The sequence below is a fragment of the Streptomyces sp. NPDC031479 genome, from assembly GCF_055581065.1.
Window position 1 is genome coordinate 41,263 of sequence record NZ_JBVIKC010000043.1, and the last position, 15,214, is coordinate 56,476.

The 15,214-nt window shown below is 72.6% G+C and carries 15 protein-coding genes; 5 read left to right on the plus strand and 10 right to left on the minus strand.

From position 1 onward, the window contains the following. Positions 1 to 7 precede the first annotated feature (7 nt). Complete coding sequence (locus tag ACZ5D2_RS32730) at positions 8 to 367, minus strand: NADH-quinone oxidoreductase subunit A (RefSeq protein WP_045946775.1); 360 nt, start codon at positions 365 to 367, stop codon at positions 8 to 10. Positions 368 to 1,157: 790 nt separating this feature from the next. Between ACZ5D2_RS32730 and ACZ5D2_RS32735 the strand changes: the two genes are divergently transcribed. Both ACZ5D2_RS32735 and ACZ5D2_RS32740 read left to right on the plus strand, forming a co-directional pair. Further along, complete coding sequence (locus ACZ5D2_RS32735) at positions 1,158 to 2,033, plus strand: C40 family peptidase (RefSeq protein WP_371677203.1); 876 nt, start codon at positions 1,158 to 1,160, stop codon at positions 2,031 to 2,033. A 229-nt stretch (positions 2,034 to 2,262) separates the two neighbouring features. Further along, the gene (locus ACZ5D2_RS32740) at positions 2,263 to 2,526 is read left to right on the plus strand and encodes an LPXTG cell wall anchor domain-containing protein (protein WP_371677204.1); all 264 of its coding nucleotides are present in this window, start codon (positions 2,263 to 2,265) and stop codon (positions 2,524 to 2,526) included. 49 nt (positions 2,527 to 2,575) lie between these two features. Here the strand turns inward: ACZ5D2_RS32740 and ACZ5D2_RS32745 are convergent, their stop codons facing one another. Then, positions 2,576 to 3,859, minus strand: coding sequence for a geranylgeranyl reductase family protein (locus ACZ5D2_RS32745; RefSeq protein ID WP_266841011.1), 1,284 nt, complete (start codon positions 3,857 to 3,859; stop codon positions 2,576 to 2,578). A gap of 99 nt (positions 3,860 to 3,958) precedes the next feature. Between ACZ5D2_RS32745 and ACZ5D2_RS32750 the strand changes: the two genes are divergently transcribed. Next, a complete protein-coding gene (locus ACZ5D2_RS32750) occupies positions 3,959 to 4,489 on the plus strand; it encodes a GNAT family N-acetyltransferase (protein ID WP_371677205.1) in 531 nt (176 codons plus the stop codon). A 23-nt stretch (positions 4,490 to 4,512) separates the two neighbouring features. Here ACZ5D2_RS32750 and ACZ5D2_RS32755 read toward each other — a convergent pair whose 3' ends face one another. The 5 genes from ACZ5D2_RS32755 to ACZ5D2_RS32775 all read right to left on the minus strand — a co-directional run bounded on the left by ACZ5D2_RS32755 (position 4,513) and on the right by ACZ5D2_RS32775 (position 8,778). Further along, complete coding sequence (locus ACZ5D2_RS32755; RefSeq protein ID WP_468934432.1) at positions 4,513 to 5,412, minus strand: hypothetical protein; 900 nt, start codon at positions 5,410 to 5,412, stop codon at positions 4,513 to 4,515. Continuing rightward, entirely contained in the window at positions 5,412 to 6,365 is a 954-nt protein-coding gene (locus ACZ5D2_RS32760) for a hypothetical protein (RefSeq protein WP_371677207.1), read from the minus strand. The genes ACZ5D2_RS32755 and ACZ5D2_RS32760 overlap by 1 nt, the downstream gene beginning before the upstream one ends. Next, positions 6,362 to 7,090: an ABC transporter ATP-binding protein gene (locus ACZ5D2_RS32765; RefSeq protein ID WP_468934435.1), complete on the minus strand. Its 729-nt coding sequence runs from the start codon at positions 7,088 to 7,090 to the stop codon at positions 6,362 to 6,364. The genes ACZ5D2_RS32760 and ACZ5D2_RS32765 overlap by 4 nt, the downstream gene beginning before the upstream one ends. A gap of 62 nt (positions 7,091 to 7,152) precedes the next feature. Further along, positions 7,153 to 8,079, minus strand: a complete 927-nt coding sequence (locus ACZ5D2_RS32770) for a glutaminase (RefSeq protein WP_371677209.1) — start codon at positions 8,077 to 8,079, stop codon at positions 7,153 to 7,155. Positions 8,080 to 8,085: 6 nt separating this feature from the next. Beyond that, entirely contained in the window at positions 8,086 to 8,778 is a 693-nt protein-coding gene (locus ACZ5D2_RS32775) for a demethylmenaquinone methyltransferase (protein WP_266841008.1), read from the minus strand. A gap of 156 nt (positions 8,779 to 8,934) precedes the next feature. Between ACZ5D2_RS32775 and ACZ5D2_RS32780 the strand changes: the two genes are divergently transcribed. Beyond that, positions 8,935 to 9,711: a DUF3152 domain-containing protein gene (locus ACZ5D2_RS32780; protein ID WP_371677210.1), complete on the plus strand. Its 777-nt coding sequence runs from the start codon at positions 8,935 to 8,937 to the stop codon at positions 9,709 to 9,711. 7 nt (positions 9,712 to 9,718) lie between these two features. On the opposite strand, the gene ACZ5D2_RS32785 is transcribed toward ACZ5D2_RS32780, so the two are convergent. From ACZ5D2_RS32785 to ACZ5D2_RS32795, 3 genes are all read right to left on the minus strand, one after another. Beyond that, positions 9,719 to 10,363: an imidazolonepropionase-like domain-containing protein gene (locus ACZ5D2_RS32785; RefSeq protein WP_266841006.1), complete on the minus strand. Its 645-nt coding sequence runs from the start codon at positions 10,361 to 10,363 to the stop codon at positions 9,719 to 9,721. 9 nt (positions 10,364 to 10,372) lie between these two features. Further along, positions 10,373 to 11,572 (minus strand): cyclic dehypoxanthinyl futalosine synthase, encoded by a 1,200-nt coding sequence (gene mqnC, locus ACZ5D2_RS32790; protein ID WP_468934441.1) that lies wholly within the window; start codon positions 11,570 to 11,572, stop codon positions 10,373 to 10,375. Positions 11,573 to 11,646: 74 nt separating this feature from the next. After that, complete coding sequence (locus ACZ5D2_RS32795; RefSeq protein WP_371677213.1) at positions 11,647 to 13,419, minus strand: serine/threonine-protein kinase; 1,773 nt, start codon at positions 13,417 to 13,419, stop codon at positions 11,647 to 11,649. Between the two features lie 357 nt (positions 13,420 to 13,776). Here ACZ5D2_RS32795 and ACZ5D2_RS32800 point away from each other — a divergent pair, with 357 nt between their 5' ends. After that, positions 13,777 to 15,204 (plus strand): MFS transporter, encoded by a 1,428-nt coding sequence (locus ACZ5D2_RS32800; RefSeq protein WP_468934445.1) that lies wholly within the window; start codon positions 13,777 to 13,779, stop codon positions 15,202 to 15,204. The last annotated feature ends 10 nt before the right edge of the window (positions 15,205 to 15,214 follow it).

The following is a 15,214-nucleotide window of genomic DNA, read 5'->3' on the forward strand; positions in this document are numbered from 1 at the left end:
CAGCCCCTCAGTCCCATTCCAGGCCGCCGCGGCGCCAGACGTAGGCGTAGGCGACGAAGACGGTGAGCACGAAGAGGAGCATCTCGACGAGCCCGAAGATCCCCAGGGAGTCGAAGGTGACGGCCCAGGGGTAGAGGAAGACGATCTCGATGTCGAAGACGATGAAGAGCATCGCCGTCAGGTAGTACTTGATGGGGAAGCGACCGCCCCCGGCGGGCATCGGCGTGGGTTCGATGCCGCACTCGTAGGCTTCAAGCTTCGCCCGGTTGTACCGTTTTGGGCCGATCAGCGTGGCCATGACCACGGAGAAGATCGCAAACCCTGCGCCGATGGCGCCGAGCACGAGGATGGGTGCGTACGCATTCACGCTCCTCGCTCCTTCCAGTCGTCCTTGACCGTTGGACCGCTGCGCCGGCGACGGGTGAGCTCCGCCTCGTGAAGATCGCCCCGGGAGCCGGGGGACCGCATGTGAGGCAGTTCACAAGCCGGGCTGGTGCGCATCTTATGCCTGCCGGTCTGTGATCTGCGACACGGGTAACAACACCGAGTTTGTGATCTCCACCACCCGACGAACGATCATGAAGCCCGCCGAGGGGCGATCTTCGTACGCAAGGCATCCACATGATCACCAAAGGTGACATCCGGGCCCGTCATCCCAGGTGAAAGGCGTGCCGCCCTATCAAATGATGTCCGCTGCAGGCAAATTGGCCCGTCTCCCGCCCAGGTGATAAGGGAACCCGCGTCCCCCGGTCGGGGGGCCCGGGGGTACGGGAGTGGACGCGGTGGCCGAGAGTCGACGGTGGGGGAAAGGGGTGGTCGATGCTGTGCATCCGTTCACGAACCGCACGGCAAGTTCACGGTCGGATCACGGACCGGCCACAGCGCCCTCACGACGGGAGGTATCTGTGACCTGCACCACACCGGATCGAGACCGTGAAAAGGGGGCTTGGCCATCTGTGCGCGTCGATGGTAGGCAGTGGATCAATTCGGACTTATTGCTGAAAACCCATGATCACAGCCTTGTGAAGGTGTGTCCGTTTCGCCCGTTACGGCGTCAATAAGAGTCGCGACGCGCCCGGTTCGCGCCCGGATTCCGCAACTGTGGCGCAGACCACGTTTCTTGAAGGAAACCCGGCACCCCTGATAGCGGTTGTCCCATGTCCCACACCGCTCACATACCCAGCCACCGGAAGCCGCGCCGTAGCGCCTCGAAGCTCGCGGTTCGCGCCGGAGTTGCCGGTGGCGTCCTCAGCACCCTCGCCATGGCCGGCACCGCGAGCGCGACCCCTTCGTCCCCCGAGCCCGTGGCCGAGACGACGCTCGAAATGCCGGTCCTCGACCTGAACCTCGGCGCCGAGGTCTCCAGCGCCGTCAACACGGCCGCCGAGAACACCCGCGTCGCCGCCGTAGAGGCCGCCGTGACCGGCGAGCTGAACGCCCAGGAGGAGAGCGCCCGTACGGGTGCCGCCGCCGAGGCGAAGCAGGCCAAGGAAGACGCCACCAAGGCCGCCGAGCAGAAGGCCAAGCAGGAGGCCGACCGCAAGGCCGAGGCCGAGCGCGCCACCCGCAGCTCCGGCCGCAGCTCGCTGACCAACGCCTCCGCGTCGGACGACAGCGGCTTCACCTCCAACGGCTCGGGCAGCGGCTCCGCCAGCACCGGTTCCTCCTCCAAGGCCACCGGTTCCGCCGCCGCCATCGTGAACTTCGCCCGCGCCCAGATCGGCAAGGCGTACGTCATGGGCGCCACCGGCTCCTCCGCGTACGACTGTTCGGGCCTGGTCCAGGCGGCCTACCGCCAGGCCAACATCAGCCTGGACCGCACGTCCCAGGACCAGTCGCTGGCCGGCTCCTCGGTCTCGCTGAGCAACCTGCAGCCCGGCGACATCCTCTACTGGGGCCCCAAGGGCAGCGCCTACCACGTCGCCATCTACGTCGGCGGCGGCAAGTTCGTCGGCGCGCAGAACCCCAGCACCGGCATCGTCGAGCGCAACCTCAGCTACGACATGCCGACGGGCGCCGTCCGCGTCCTCTGATCCTTCCGGTCGCCACGAGGGCCGGCACTCCCCCGCTCGGGGGCGGAGTGCCGGCCCTCCGGCACGCCCCGGCACCGCCGCCCGCGCACCCCGGCACCGCCGCCCGCGAGCCCGCCCGCACACCCCGGCCCCGCCGCCCGCGCACCCCGGTCGGTGACGCGGTACCCAAGCCCCCGGGGCCCTGAGAAGATGGGCGGGCGCCGGACCGAGACCTGGAGGTGGTGACCCGGTGAGCAGACGGTCCTACGAGGACCACGGCACCGGCGACGACCCCACCGCCGTCCCGGCCGCAGCCGGGCTCGCCCTCCTCGCCGTCGGCGGCTGGCTGTTGACCACCGCCCGCCCCTGGCACAAACCGGGGCATCCCCTCACCCTGGCCCTCGGCTGGACCCTCTCGGGCGCCCTGCTGGTGTCCGGACTGGTCCTGCTGACCCGCTGCGTACGCGCGGTACACGACGCCCAGGACGCCCCCGAGGGCCCCGGGAACGACTGAGCCGCCCCCCGGACCCCCGGGAGGCGGCTCGATGCGCCCCAGGCCCGGATCAGGCCTTCGGGGCCACCTTCGAGAGGCCGTTGATGATGCGGTCCATCGCGTCGCCGCCCGTCGGGTCGGTCAGGTTCGCCAGCATCTTCAGGGTGAACCGCATCAGCACCGGGTGGGTCAGACCGCGCTGCGCGGCGATCTTCATGACCGTCGGGTTGCCGATCAGCTTCACGAAGGCGCGGCCCAGCGTGTAGTAGCCGCCGTACGTCTCCTTCAGCACCTTCGGGTAGCCGTGCAGCGCCAGTTCCCGCTGCGCCGGGGTGGCCCGCGCGTGAGCCTGCACGATCACCTCTGCGGCGATCTGCCCGGATTCCATCGCGTAGGCGATGCCCTCGCCGTTGAACGGGTTGACGAGCCCGCCCGCGTCACCGACCAGCAGCAGGCCCTTGGTGTAGTGCGGCTGACGGTTGAACGCCATCGGCAGGGCCGCGCCGCGGATCGGCTGCGTCATGTTCTCCGGGGTGTAGCCCCAGTCCTCCGGCATCGACGCGCACCAGGCCTTGAGGACCTCGCGCCAGTCCAGCTCCTTGAAGGCGGAGGAGGAGTTGAGGATGCCGAGGCCGACGTTGGACGTGCCGTCGCCCATGCCGAAGATCCAGCCGTAGCCGGGCAGCAGCCGGTCCTGCGGGCCGCGCCGGTCCCACAGCTCCAGCCAGGACTCCAGGTAGTCGTCGTCGTGCCGCGGCGAGGTGAAGTACGTGCGCACCGCGACGCCCATCGGACGGTCCTCGCGCCGGTGCAGGCCCATCGCGAGCGACAGCCGCGAGGAGTTGCCGTCCGCCGCGACCACGAGCGGGGCGTGGAAGGTGACCGGGGTCTTCTCCTCGCCCAGCTTGGCCTGAACGCCCGTGATGTGCCCGGTACGGGGGTCGCGGACCGGCTCGCCGACGTTGCAGCGCTCGTACAGCCGGGCCCCGGCCTTCTGCGCCTGGCGGGCCAGGGTCTCGTCGAAGTCGTCACGCTTGCGGACGAGTCCGTAGTCCGGGTACGAGGCCAGTTCCGGCCAGTCCAGCTGGAGCCGCTGCCCGCCGCCGATGATCCGCAGACCCTTGTTGCGGAGCCAGCCCGCCTCTTCGGAGATGTCGATTCCCATCGACACCAGCTGCTTGGTCGCCCGCGGGGTCAGACCGTCGCCGCAGACCTTCTCGCGCGGGAAGGCCGTCTTCTCCAGCAGCAGGACGTCCAGTCCGGCCTGGGCGAGGTGGTACGCGGTCGTGGAGCCGGCGGGCCCGGCCCCGACGACGATCACATCCGCGGAGTGTTCGGAGAGGGGCTCGGTCACTGCGGGGTCTCCCGAAGGCTCGATAAGGGGTGCCCAACGGCACGGGACATGACGCAGTCTATGCAGCGAGAGAGATCGCGATCCCGAAGGGCTGCCCCGATGACCACCTCACCGACCCGGCCACTCCCCGACGTCACGCTGCGCGTGCCGACGGACGAGGACGCGCACGCCTGGCACCACGTCTTCGACGACCCCGACGTGATGGAGTTCCTCGGCGGCCCGGCCGAGCTGTCCCACTACGAGGAGATCACCGCCCGGCAGCGGATGCACGACGCGCAGCTCGGGTACTGCCTGTGGACGCTCCTGGACGCCGAGGGCGAGGTCCTCGGCTTCACCGGGGCGCAGCCGTGGCCCGCGCACAAGGAGTGGGGCCCGGTCGGCGAGATCGAGATCGGCTGGCGGCTCGGGCGCGAGGCGTGGGGGCGGGGCTACGCGTACGCCGCGGCGCTGGCGACGCTGGAGCGGGTGCGGGAGGCGGGGGTGCCGAAGGTGGTGGCGATGATCGACGATGCGAACGTCCGCTCGGCGGCGGTGGCGGAGCGGCTGGGCATGACCCTGGCCGCCACGTTCCCCCTCCCGGGCGGCCGCCGCAAGGGCCGCCGCTACGAACTCCCCCTCACGGAGTCGTAGGACCGGCCCGCTGACCGGAACGGTCAGTCGACGGGACGCAGGGCGCGCTCGGAGCGCAGCGCGGCCCAAGCGGCCACGGCGGCCAGGGCCGCGCCCCCGGCGAGGGCGAGGCCCCCGGTCAGGCGTGCCGGATCGGGCGGGGCCTGGTTCCACAGGTACAGCTGGTACTGGGCCTCGGCGGGCAGGTTCAGCAGGTCCGCGATCCAGCGGTGCGGCAGGAACGGCGCCGCCGGCAGCAGGACGAGCGGCGCGGTCACCAGCAGGGGCCCCACTCCGAGCGCGATGGTCCCGATGACGCTGCGCATCAGGGCCGCCGCGCATCCGGCCAGGGAGACGAAGAGGAGCTGGACGAGGAGGGCGCCGGCGATCGCGCCCACGGCCTGGCCCCAGGTCGCGGACTCGACGGGCACGGGCGGCGGGGCATGGACGGGCACGGCTGCGAACCCCGGCGCCACCACGCGGGGCCGCACCGGCCACAGCCTGGCGAGGGCCGAGGTCGCCAGCCACAGCAGCACGCCGGTGACGATCTGCGCGGCGAGCGAGAGAGCGAGCGCGGCGCCGACCTTGCGGGCCCACAGCACGCCGACGCGGTTCTCGAACAGGCGCAGGGCGCTCCAGGTACCGCCCTCCAGGGTCTGGCCGAGGCTGGTGGCCACGACCACGCCCGTGAGGACGAGCCCGAGCAGGGTCGCGAACTGCCAGGCCGCCGCCCGCAGCGCGGCCGGGAGCGAGGTCAGGGCCGAGACCGAGGGGTCGACCACGCCGTACGAGGCCCCGGCGATCCACAGCCGGGCGGCCAGCGCCAGGACCACCACCATCGCGGCGGCGGTCGCCCCCCACACGGGAGCGGTCCACAGGGTCCGCAGCTCGCCGGCCCAGGCGGTCCCCTCCCCGCGGGCCGGCCGGCGCCGGGTACCGGCCATCAGGCGCGGTCCCGCGTCCGGTTGAGACGGTCCAGCCATGCCCAGAGCAGGGCGATGAGGGCCAGGGTCGGCAGGAGACGGAGCAGGACGGGGGCGGTGGAAGGGTCCGTGGAGATCCAGAAGTGGTCCCAGACCCCGTCGACGGCGCCGAAGCCGACGAGGTCCGCGAGCGCGCCGCCGGGCAGCCAGGCGCCCAGCCCGGGTGCGGCGGAGGTGCGGACCACCAGGACGAGCAGCAGCATCCCGGCGAGGAAGGTTCGCATCGGCTGGCGCAGCAGTGCGGCCACGGCGACGGCGACGGCTGCGGCCCCGGCCAGCACGGCGGCCCCGGCCAGTACGCCCAGCCCGGTGTCCGCGAGGACGGATCCGAGAGCTCCGGACGAAGGCAGCGGGTAGGCGTCACGGCCGTAGAGCAAGCCGAACGCGGCGGTCACCGCGCCGGATACGCAGAGCAGCACGAGGCTCCACAGCCAGACGGCCAGGGCCTTGGCGGCGAGCAGCCGGCCGAGACGGGACTCGTAGAGGAGCAGTGGCACGATGCTGCCCCGGCTCCACTCGCCGGCGACGGAGAAGGCCGCCAGCATGACGAGGAGCGCCAGTCCCGGGATGGACGTCAGCAGCCGTACGGTCCACAGCAGGGCGCCCACGGGGTGCTGAGCCTGCGCGGCCCGCACTCCTTCGGCGGTGAACCTGTCCTGGATCCGCTCCAGCCCGACGGCCTGCAGGGGCACTTCGGCGAGGCACTTGGCCTTCTGCTCCGGGGTGTTCTGCGCGGAATCACACGATCGGGGGAGGTAGTCGAGGTTGGCCTGCACCTGCGTGATGTTGTACGAGGCCATGTTCTGGCTCACCCAGGCGCAGTAGAGGGAGCCGAAGACGAACAGCGTGGCGAGGGTGAGGGCGAGCGGGTGCCGCAGCAGCCGCCGGGTCTCTGCCCGGACGAGGCGGTTCACTGGCTGCCGCCGTTTCCGACGAGCCCGAAGAACCAGTCCTCGAAGGCGGCCGGACCGCTTTCCGGGTCGTAGCCGAGCGCGTCGAGAGTGCCGGCGGCGACGACGCGGCCCTGGGCGAGCATGATCACGCGGTGGCAGATCCGCTGGATCTCGTCGAGCTGGTGGCTGGAGACGAGGACGGCGGCCCCGCGTGCGGCCTCCTCGGCCACGATTCGCCGCACCATGCGCAGTCCCTCGGGGTCGAGCCCGTTGGTGGGCTCGTCGAGGATCAGCAGATCGGGCTGCTTGAGCAGCGCTGCGGCGATGGCCAGCCGCTGCCGCATGCCCTGCGAGTACGTCCCGAGGCGGCGGTCGGCGGCGCCGGTCAGGCCGACGCGGTTGAGCGTACGGGCGATCCGCCCGCCGTCGGGAAGCCCGGCGGTGTCCAGCAGGGTGCGCAGCATGGCGCGTCCGGTGGACCACCGGTGGAAGGCGGGCGCGTCGAGCGCGGCACCGAGCCGGTCGAGCTGCCGCGGCCTCATGGGCAGGGCGTCCCCGAACAGCCGCACCTCACCGGAATCGGGGGTGGAAAGCCCGGTGATCACCCGCATGAGGGTGGTCTTGCCCGCACCGTTGAGCCCGAGGAGGCCGACGATTTCGCCGGCCTCCAGGCTGAGATGGACCCCTTCCAGCACGGAGTGCCTGCGGAAGCTCTTGGTCACTTCGTGACAGGAAAGGACGATCATCGTCTGAGATTACTTGCAGTTGTGGACGACCCGGCTCGGGGACGCCGGACGGAGCCGGCGCGTCAGAAGACGGACAGGCCCGTCAGGGTCGTGAAGCGGTCGAGGGCCGCGACGCCCGCGACCGAGTTGCCCTGGGCGTCGAGCCCCGGGCTCCAGACGGCCAGGCTGCAGCGGCCCGGGACGACCGCGACGATGCCGCCGCCGACCCCGCTCTTGCCCGGCAGCCCCACCCGGTACGCGAACTCGCCCGCCGCGTCGTACGTCCCGCAGGTCAGCATCACCGCGTTGATCTGCTTCGCCTCGCTGCGCGTCAGGAGCCGGGAGCCGTCCGCGCGCAGCCCGTGCCGGGCCAGGAAGCCGCCCGCCAGGGCGAGGTCGGCGCAGCTCATCTCGATGGAGCACTGCCAGAAGTAGTGGTCCAGCAGCGCCGGTACGGGGTTGTCGATGTTGCCGTAGGAGGCCATGAAGTGCGCGACGGCCGCGTTGCGGTCGCCGTGCTCGTGCTCCGAGGCGGCCACCTCCGCGTCGAAGCCGATGTCCGGGTTGCCGCTCTCCTCGCGGAGGAATTCCAGGAGTTCGCTGCTCGCGTCGCCGGTCAGGGTCTGCAGCCGGTCGGTGACGACGAGCGCCCCCGCGTTGATGAACGGGTTACGGGGGATGCCGTTCTCGTACTCCAGCTGGACAAGGGAGTTGAACGGGTTGCCGGAGGGCTCCCGGCCCACCCGCTCCCACAGGCTGTCGCCGCCCTCCGCGAGCGCCAGGGCGAGCGCGAAGACCTTGGTGACGGACTGGGCGGAGAAGGGGACGCGCCAGTCCCCCGCCCCGAAGACGTTGCCGTCCAGGTCGGCGAGCGCCATCCCGAACTGCCCGGGGTTCACGGACGCCAGTGCCGGGATGTACTCGGCGGGGGTGCCGCTGCCCACCAGCGGGGCGACGTCGGCCGCGACCCGCTCCAGCAGCGCCGCGTAGTCGAAGGGCCGGGTCTCCACCGTGCGCTACTCCTTGACCCCGCGGTGCAGCGCCACGATGCCGCCGCTCAGGTTGCGCCACGCGACCCGGCCCCAGCCGGCCTTCTGCAGCAGGGCGGCCAGCGCGGGCTGGTCGGGCCACTCGCGGATGGACTCGGCGAGGTACACGTACGCGTCGGGGTTGGAGGAGACCGCGCGGGCCACCGGCGGCAGCGCCCGCATCAGGTACTCGGTGTAGACCGTCCGGAACGGCGCCCAGGTCGGCTGCGAGAACTCGCAGATCACGACCTGTCCGCCCGGCTTGGTCACCCGGTACAGCTCGCCCAGCGCGGCGTCGGTGTCCTGGACGTTGCGCAGCCCGAAGGAGATCGTCACGGTGTCGAAGACGTCGTCCTTGAACGGCAGCTTCGTCGCGTCGCCCGCCGTCAGCGGCAGCCACGGGTTGCGCTTCTTGCCCTCGCGCAGCATGCCGAGGGAGAAGTCGCAGGGCACCACGTAGGCGCCGGTCGCGGCGAAGGGCAGCGAGGAGGTCGCGGTTCCGGCGGCCAGGTCGAGCACCTGCTGGCCGGGGCGGGCGGCGACCGCCTTGGCGACCTCCTTGCGCCACAGCCGGGCCTGCCCGAGGGAGAGGACGTCGTTGGTGAGGTCGTAGTTGGCCGCCACACCGTCGAACATGGAGGCGACTTCGTGCGGCTGCTTGTCCAGGGAAGCCCTTGTCACTGGCGTTGGCCCCTCGGTGCTCGGTGGATCTGCGGTTCGGCGGGTACGGGCCCATCCTCTCAGGCCCCCGCCCCGCCCGGACGGCTGCCCCGGGTCCGGCGCGGCCACAGGCCTGCCGGGCACACTGGACGGACATACCGAACAAAGGGTTTCAGGATGCCGACAGGCCAGTCACTCAGCGCGGGACGGATCGAGCGGCGCAGGCGGCTGCGCCGCACGGTCCTGTGGGCGGCGGCGTTAGCCGCCCTGTCGGTCGCCGCCTACCGGCTCGGGCCGGCGCACGACCGCCCCGCCGACGCACGCCCCCCGGCCCGCTCCGACCGGGGGAACGCCGAGGGGAACACCGGCGGCGGCGCCCAGGGGCCCGGCACCTCCCCCTCGGTGGGGTTCACGGCCTCCTCGGCAGGCGGGAAGGCCCAGGGCAAGGGGCCGGCGCTGCGCTGGCGGGTGGAGGTGGAGAACGGCAGCGGGGTCGACCCGGACGGCGCGGCCCGCGCCGTCGAGGCGATCCTCGGGGACCGGCGCGGCTGGATACGCGACCCCGCGTACGGCTTCCGGCTGGCCGGCCGCGGGGAACCCGTGGACTTCGTCGTCAAGATCGCCACCCCCGGTACCACCGACCGGCTGTGCGAGGTGGTCACCCCGGAGCTCGTCGGGGAGACGAACTGCCGGGTCGGCCACACCGTCGTGGTGAACCTCAAGCGCTGGCAGGAGGGTTCGCCCCAGTTCAGCGGATCCCCGCAGGAGTACCGGGCGCTGATCGTCAACCACGAGGTGGGCCACGAACTCGGCCACGAGCACGAGACCTGCCCGCGCCCCGGAGCGCCCGCCCCCGCGATGATGCAGCAGATCAAGGGCCTGCTCGGCTGCACCTCGAACGCCTGGCCCTACTCCGCCGACGGCACCTACCTGGCCGGCCCCCGCGTCCCCTGAGGACGGATCAGCGGCGGCGGTGCAGCAGCCGGCCCGCGATGACGGTGGCCACGCACGTGCTCGCGCCCCGCTCGGGCAGCTCCGCCGGCCCGGCGACGGCGAACACCGCGAAACGGGCCGCCGCGCCCTCCCGCAGCTCCCCGTGGAAGGCCTCCTGCGGGGTGCGGAGCCCCGCGAACGGGTCGAGGGACGGCGCGCCCCCGTACGGCACGGGAGGCACGACGGTGAGGCCCGAGCGGACCACCGCGGTGCGCACCGAGGGGATCGTGAACCGCCCGGCCACCGCGACGACCCCGCGCGCGAGCAGTTTCTGCGTGCCGCGCCGGGCGCTGTGGCCCCAGCGGGCCTCGGTCATCTCCAGGGCGGCGAGCGCCTCGGCGCCGGTGATCGGGCCGGCGCCGAGCTCGGTGGTCTCGGAGGGGTCGTCGGGGTAGTACGTCCCCTCCAGCAGGACGTCCGCCCCGCGGGCCAGCAGCCCCGGGGTGAGCACCCCGGGCCAGCGCCGGACCCGGGCGTGCGGGACGGCCGCGCCGAGCTCCTCGTACGGGCCGACGCGGACGATCCGGTCGCCCTCGACGAGGACCGCGCCGCCCTCGACGGGTGCGGATCCCGGTCCGGCGACGAGCAGCTCGGCGGTGTGCAGCGTCAGCATCGGCGGGCGTCAGTTCGTGGAGATGAGCTTCAGCTCGGGGTGCGCGGTGCCGCCCTCGATCGCGGTCGAGGAGATGTGCGAGACGACGCGGTCGTCGACGGGGTCGTTGGCCGGGTCGTCGTGCACCAGCAGGTGCTCGTACGTCGTCGCGCGCTGCGCGGGGACGCGGCCCGCCTTGCGGATCAGGTCGATGATCTCCTGGCGGTTCGAGCGGTGCTTGGCACCGGCCGAGGAGACGACGTTCTCCTCCAGCATGATCGAACCGAGGTCGTCGGCGCCGTAGTGCAGCGAGAGCTGGCCCGCCTCCTTGCCGACGGTCAGCCAGGAGCCCTGGATGTGGGCGATGTTGTCGAGGAAGAGCCGCGCGACCGCGATCATGCGCAGGTACTCGAAGACGGTCGCCTGGGTCCGGCCCTTGAGGTGGTTGTTCTCGGGCTGGTACGTGTACGGGATGAAGGCGCGGAAGCCGCCCGTGCGGTCCTGCGTGTCCCGGATCATCGCGATGTGCTCGATGCGCTCGGCGTTGGTCTCGCCGGTGCCCATCAGCATGGTGGAGGTGGACTCCACGCCCAGCCCGTGGGCGAGCTCCATGATCTCCAGCCAGCGCTCGCCGGACTCCTTGAGCGGGGCGATCGCCTTGCGCGGCCGCTCCGGCAGCAGTTCGGCGCCGGCGCCCGCGAAGGAGTCGAGTCCGGCGGCGTGGATGCGGCGGATGGCCTCCTCGGCGCTGACGCCGGAGATGCGGGCCATGTGGTCCACCTCGGACGCGCCGAGGGAGTGGATCACCAGCTGCGGGAACGCCTTCTTGATGGCGGAGAAGTGCTCCTCGTAGTACTCCACGCCGTAGGCCGGGTGGTGTCCGCCCTGGAACATGACCTGGGTGCCGCCCAGTTCGACGGTCTCCGCGCAGCGGCGCAGGATGTCGTCGAGGTCGCGGGACCAGCCCTTCTTCGTGTCCTTGGGGGCCGCGTAGAAGGCGCAGAACTTGCACGCCGTGACGCACACGTTCGTGTAGTTGATGTTGCGCTCGATGATGTACGTCGCGATGTGCTCCGTACCGGCGTAGCGCAGCCGGCGCGCGGCGTCGGCGGCCTGGCCCAGCGCGTGCAGCGGGGCGTGCCGGTAGAGGTCGAGGGCCTCTTCCTTGGTGATCCGGCCCCCTGCGGCGGCACGGTCGAGGACAGACTGGAGAGCGGCCTGGTCGGTCACCGGTGCGTCACCTTTCGGCGGTGTGTCAAGGGGTTCGGACCGATCCAGCCTACGCCAGGGGCGGTGCGCGGATGTCAGGGGCTACGGGTGAGGTCGCCCTCCGGGTTCCCGGCCCCCCTGTCGCCCGACCTGTAGTGCAGCGAGCCACCGGGGTTGAGGGTGAAGCGTTCGTCGGCGGAGCCGCCGGAGCAGATGCCGGGGGCGGGGTTGGGGCCGCCCGCGCTGTTCAGGACCAGGGTGCCGTCGGTGGCGGAGGAGAGCCTCCAGTCGCCGCTGCAGTCGGTGCCGAGGACCGGCAGGACCGACTTGTCCCGGGCGACGACCTCGCCGATCTTGCCGGCCTTGATGGTGATCTCGAACTCGGTGGTGGCCTTGATGCTGGTGGTGACGCTGCCCTTCCACGTGCCGATGAACTCCTCGGGCACCTCCTTGCGGCTCCCCTTCGGTGCGGAGGGGGAGGACGAGGGGGCGGAGCCGGCGGGGTCCGGGGCCGAGGTGGCCGGGGGCTTGGCGGCCGCCGCGTCCCGGGTGTCCCCCTGCCCGGGCAGCAGCCCCGTCCCGTACAGCCCGCCGGACACCGCCACCAGGGCGACGGCCGCGCCGAGCACCAGGGTGCAGCTGAAGCGGCGGCCCGCCACGCTGAGGCTCGCCCGGCCGCCGCCGGAACCGGCCGTCCGCTGCCCCGGGACCGTCGCGCCGGGGTGCGGGGTCGCGCCGCCCGCGCCGCCCGCCGTCTCGGTGGGGACCCCGTACATGCCGCCGTGTGCGCCGAAGGAGCCGTACGGACCCGCCGGAGCGGAGTACGGCGAGCCCTGCGGGCCCGGTCCCCCGTAGGACGGGTCGGGCGTGCCGAAGCCGACGCCCACGGGCCCCCCGACGGAGGACCCGGTGAACGGCACCGGCCCTGACGGGGCCTCCGGGAAGGAGCCGCCCCCGCTCCCGCCCCCGGCGGCGTCGGCGTCGGCGTCCAGGTCCAGCAGGGCCACGGCGGCCCGGCTCGCCTCCTCCACCAGCGGTCCCGGCAGCCACCCCCGGCCGCCCGGGGCCACGCCCAGGGCCGCCACGAGCGCCTCGGGCGCCGGCCGCTGCTCCGCCGGCTTCGCCAGGCAGGACGCGATCAGGTCGCGCAGCTCCCCGGCGGGGACCCCGTCCAGCTCCGGCGGCTCGTGGACCACCTTGTAGAGGAGGGTCGCGGAGTTGTCCCCGGTGAACGGCGCCCGCCCGGTCGCCGCGAAGGCCAGCACCGCGCCCAGCGAGAACACGTCCGAGGCGCCGGTGACGCCCTTGCCCAGGATCTGCTCCGGGGACATGTAGCCCGGCGAGCCGATGGAGACGCCGGTGGAGGTCAGCGAGGCGGTGCCGTCCGTGGCCCGGGCGATCCCGAAGTCGATCAGCCGCGGCCCGTCGAGGGTCAGCATCACGTTCGACGGCTTCACGTCCCGGTGGACGAGGCCCAGCCCGTGCACCGCGACCAGGGCCCGGGCCAGTCCCGCGCCGATGGCCCGTACCGACACCTCCGGCAGCGGACCGTGCCCGGCCACCGCCCGGTCCAGCGACGGCCCCGCCACGTACCCGGTCGCCACCCACGGCACGGCCGCGTCCGGATCGGCGTCCAGCACGGGCGCGGTCCACTCACCGCCCACCCGCCGCGCGGCCTCCACCTCGCGGCGGAACCGGGCGCGGAACTCCTCGTCGGCCGCGAAGTGCGGGTGCACGATCTTGACGGCGACCGTCCGGCCTCCGGCGCTGCGCCCCAGGTAGACCCGGCCCATCCCGCCGGCACCGAGCCGGCCCAGCAACCGGTACGCGCCTATGCCCCGGGGCTCTCCGGCTTCGAGCGGCTGCATCGTGTCCCCGTCCCCCGTCCCCCGTGTGTGTGGTGTCCCTGCATCCCCGGGGAACCGCGTCGGGTACAGGGCCGCGTTCAAGGCCGCGTCCGGTCGAACCGCCGGCGCCGAGCGCCGCACCCGAGCAGGCTACTCCCCAACTCGATCTCCCCACCCGCGCCTTCGCCAGGCTCCGTACGACCGGCCGACGGACATTGCCGTCATCACGGTGACCGGTCCCGCCCGGGTGCTGCGCGTCTTCGCCGTGACGGCCGGTGTTCATGGGACGGTCGTGGCGGCGGACGGCGCCGGTCCGCGGACGGCGCCGCACGGCAAGGGTTCGGGCCCCCGGGGCCTGCGGTCGGACGGGACGGTGCCATGGCGGGATCGGCTGCTGCGGGAGCTCCAGGACCTGCGCCGAGCGCGCGGAGCGTTCTCGCCCCGCTGGCGTTGGCCCAGTTCATCTGCAGCTTCGCGGGCTCGAACATGAACGTGATGATCAACGACATCAGCGAGGACCTGGACACCACGGTGCAGGGCGTCCAGATCGCCATCACGATCTTCCTGCTCGTGATGGCCGCGCTGATGATCCCGGGCGGGAAGCTGACCGACAAGTGGGGCCGCAAGCGCTGCCTGGTGGCGGGTCTGGTGGTGTACGGGGTGGGGGCGGTGCTCAGCGCGGTCGCGCCGGGGCTGGGGGTACTGATCCTCGGGAACTCGATCCTGGAGGGGGTGGGGACGGCCCTGCTGATCCCACCGGTCTACATCCTGACCACGCTGCTGTTCACCGACACCGCGTCCAGGGCGCGCGCGTTCGGCTCGATCATGGCGATGGGCGGGATCGGCGCGGCGGCGGGCCCGCTGATCGGCGGACTGATCACCAGTGCGATCAGCTGGCGGGCGGCGTTCGTGTTCCAGGCGCTGGTGATCGTGGTGATCGTGGTGCTGAGCCGCGGCATCGCCGATCCGCTGCCGCCCGACCCCGCGCGCCCCTTCGACACCGTGGGGGCGGTGCTGTCGGCGGCGGGCCTGGTGCTGCTGGTGACCGGCATCCTCGCGGTGGACAACAACGGCTGGCTGGCGCTGGGCCTGCTGGCGGCCGGCGCCCTCGTACTGGCCGGGTTCTTCGCCTGGGTCCGCGCCCGCGAGCGCGGCGGCCGGGAGGCGCTGCTGTCGACCGGCCTGTTCCGCAACCGCACCTCCAACCTCGGCCTGGTCACCCAGAACACGCAGTGGCTGATGCTGATGGGCGTCTCGTTCACCGTCGCCGCCTACCTGCAGGTGGTGCGCGGCTACGACGCGATCCAGACCGGCGTGATCTTCACCGCCGCGACGCTGGGCATCCTCGCCTCGTCACTGGCCGCCGAGAAGCTGGCCCGGCGGCGTCCGCAGCGCACCCTGATCATGGCCGGCTTCGCCGTGACGATCGCGGGCGTCGCCCTGCTGCTGGCCCTGGTCGCCTGGACGCCCGGGGTCTGGGCCTTCGCCCCGGGTCTGCTGCTGATCGGACTGGGTCTGGGCCTGATGCTCACCCCCTCGGTGAACGTGGTCCAGTCGTGCTTCCCCGAGTCGCGGCAGGGTGAGATCTCGGGGGTGTCGCGCAGCGTCTCCAACCTCGGCTCCTCCCTGGGGACCGCGGTCACGGGCACGATCCTGGTCTCCGGGCTCTCACAGGGCGCCTACGCCGCGGCGATGGCGGTCCTCGGGGTGATCGGCCTGGTGGGGCTGGCGGCCGCGGCGCTGCTGCCGCGGGGCTCCCGGCAGACGCCCGCGGAGACCGCGGGGGAACCGTCCGGCCCGCGGTGACGCCGGCGCG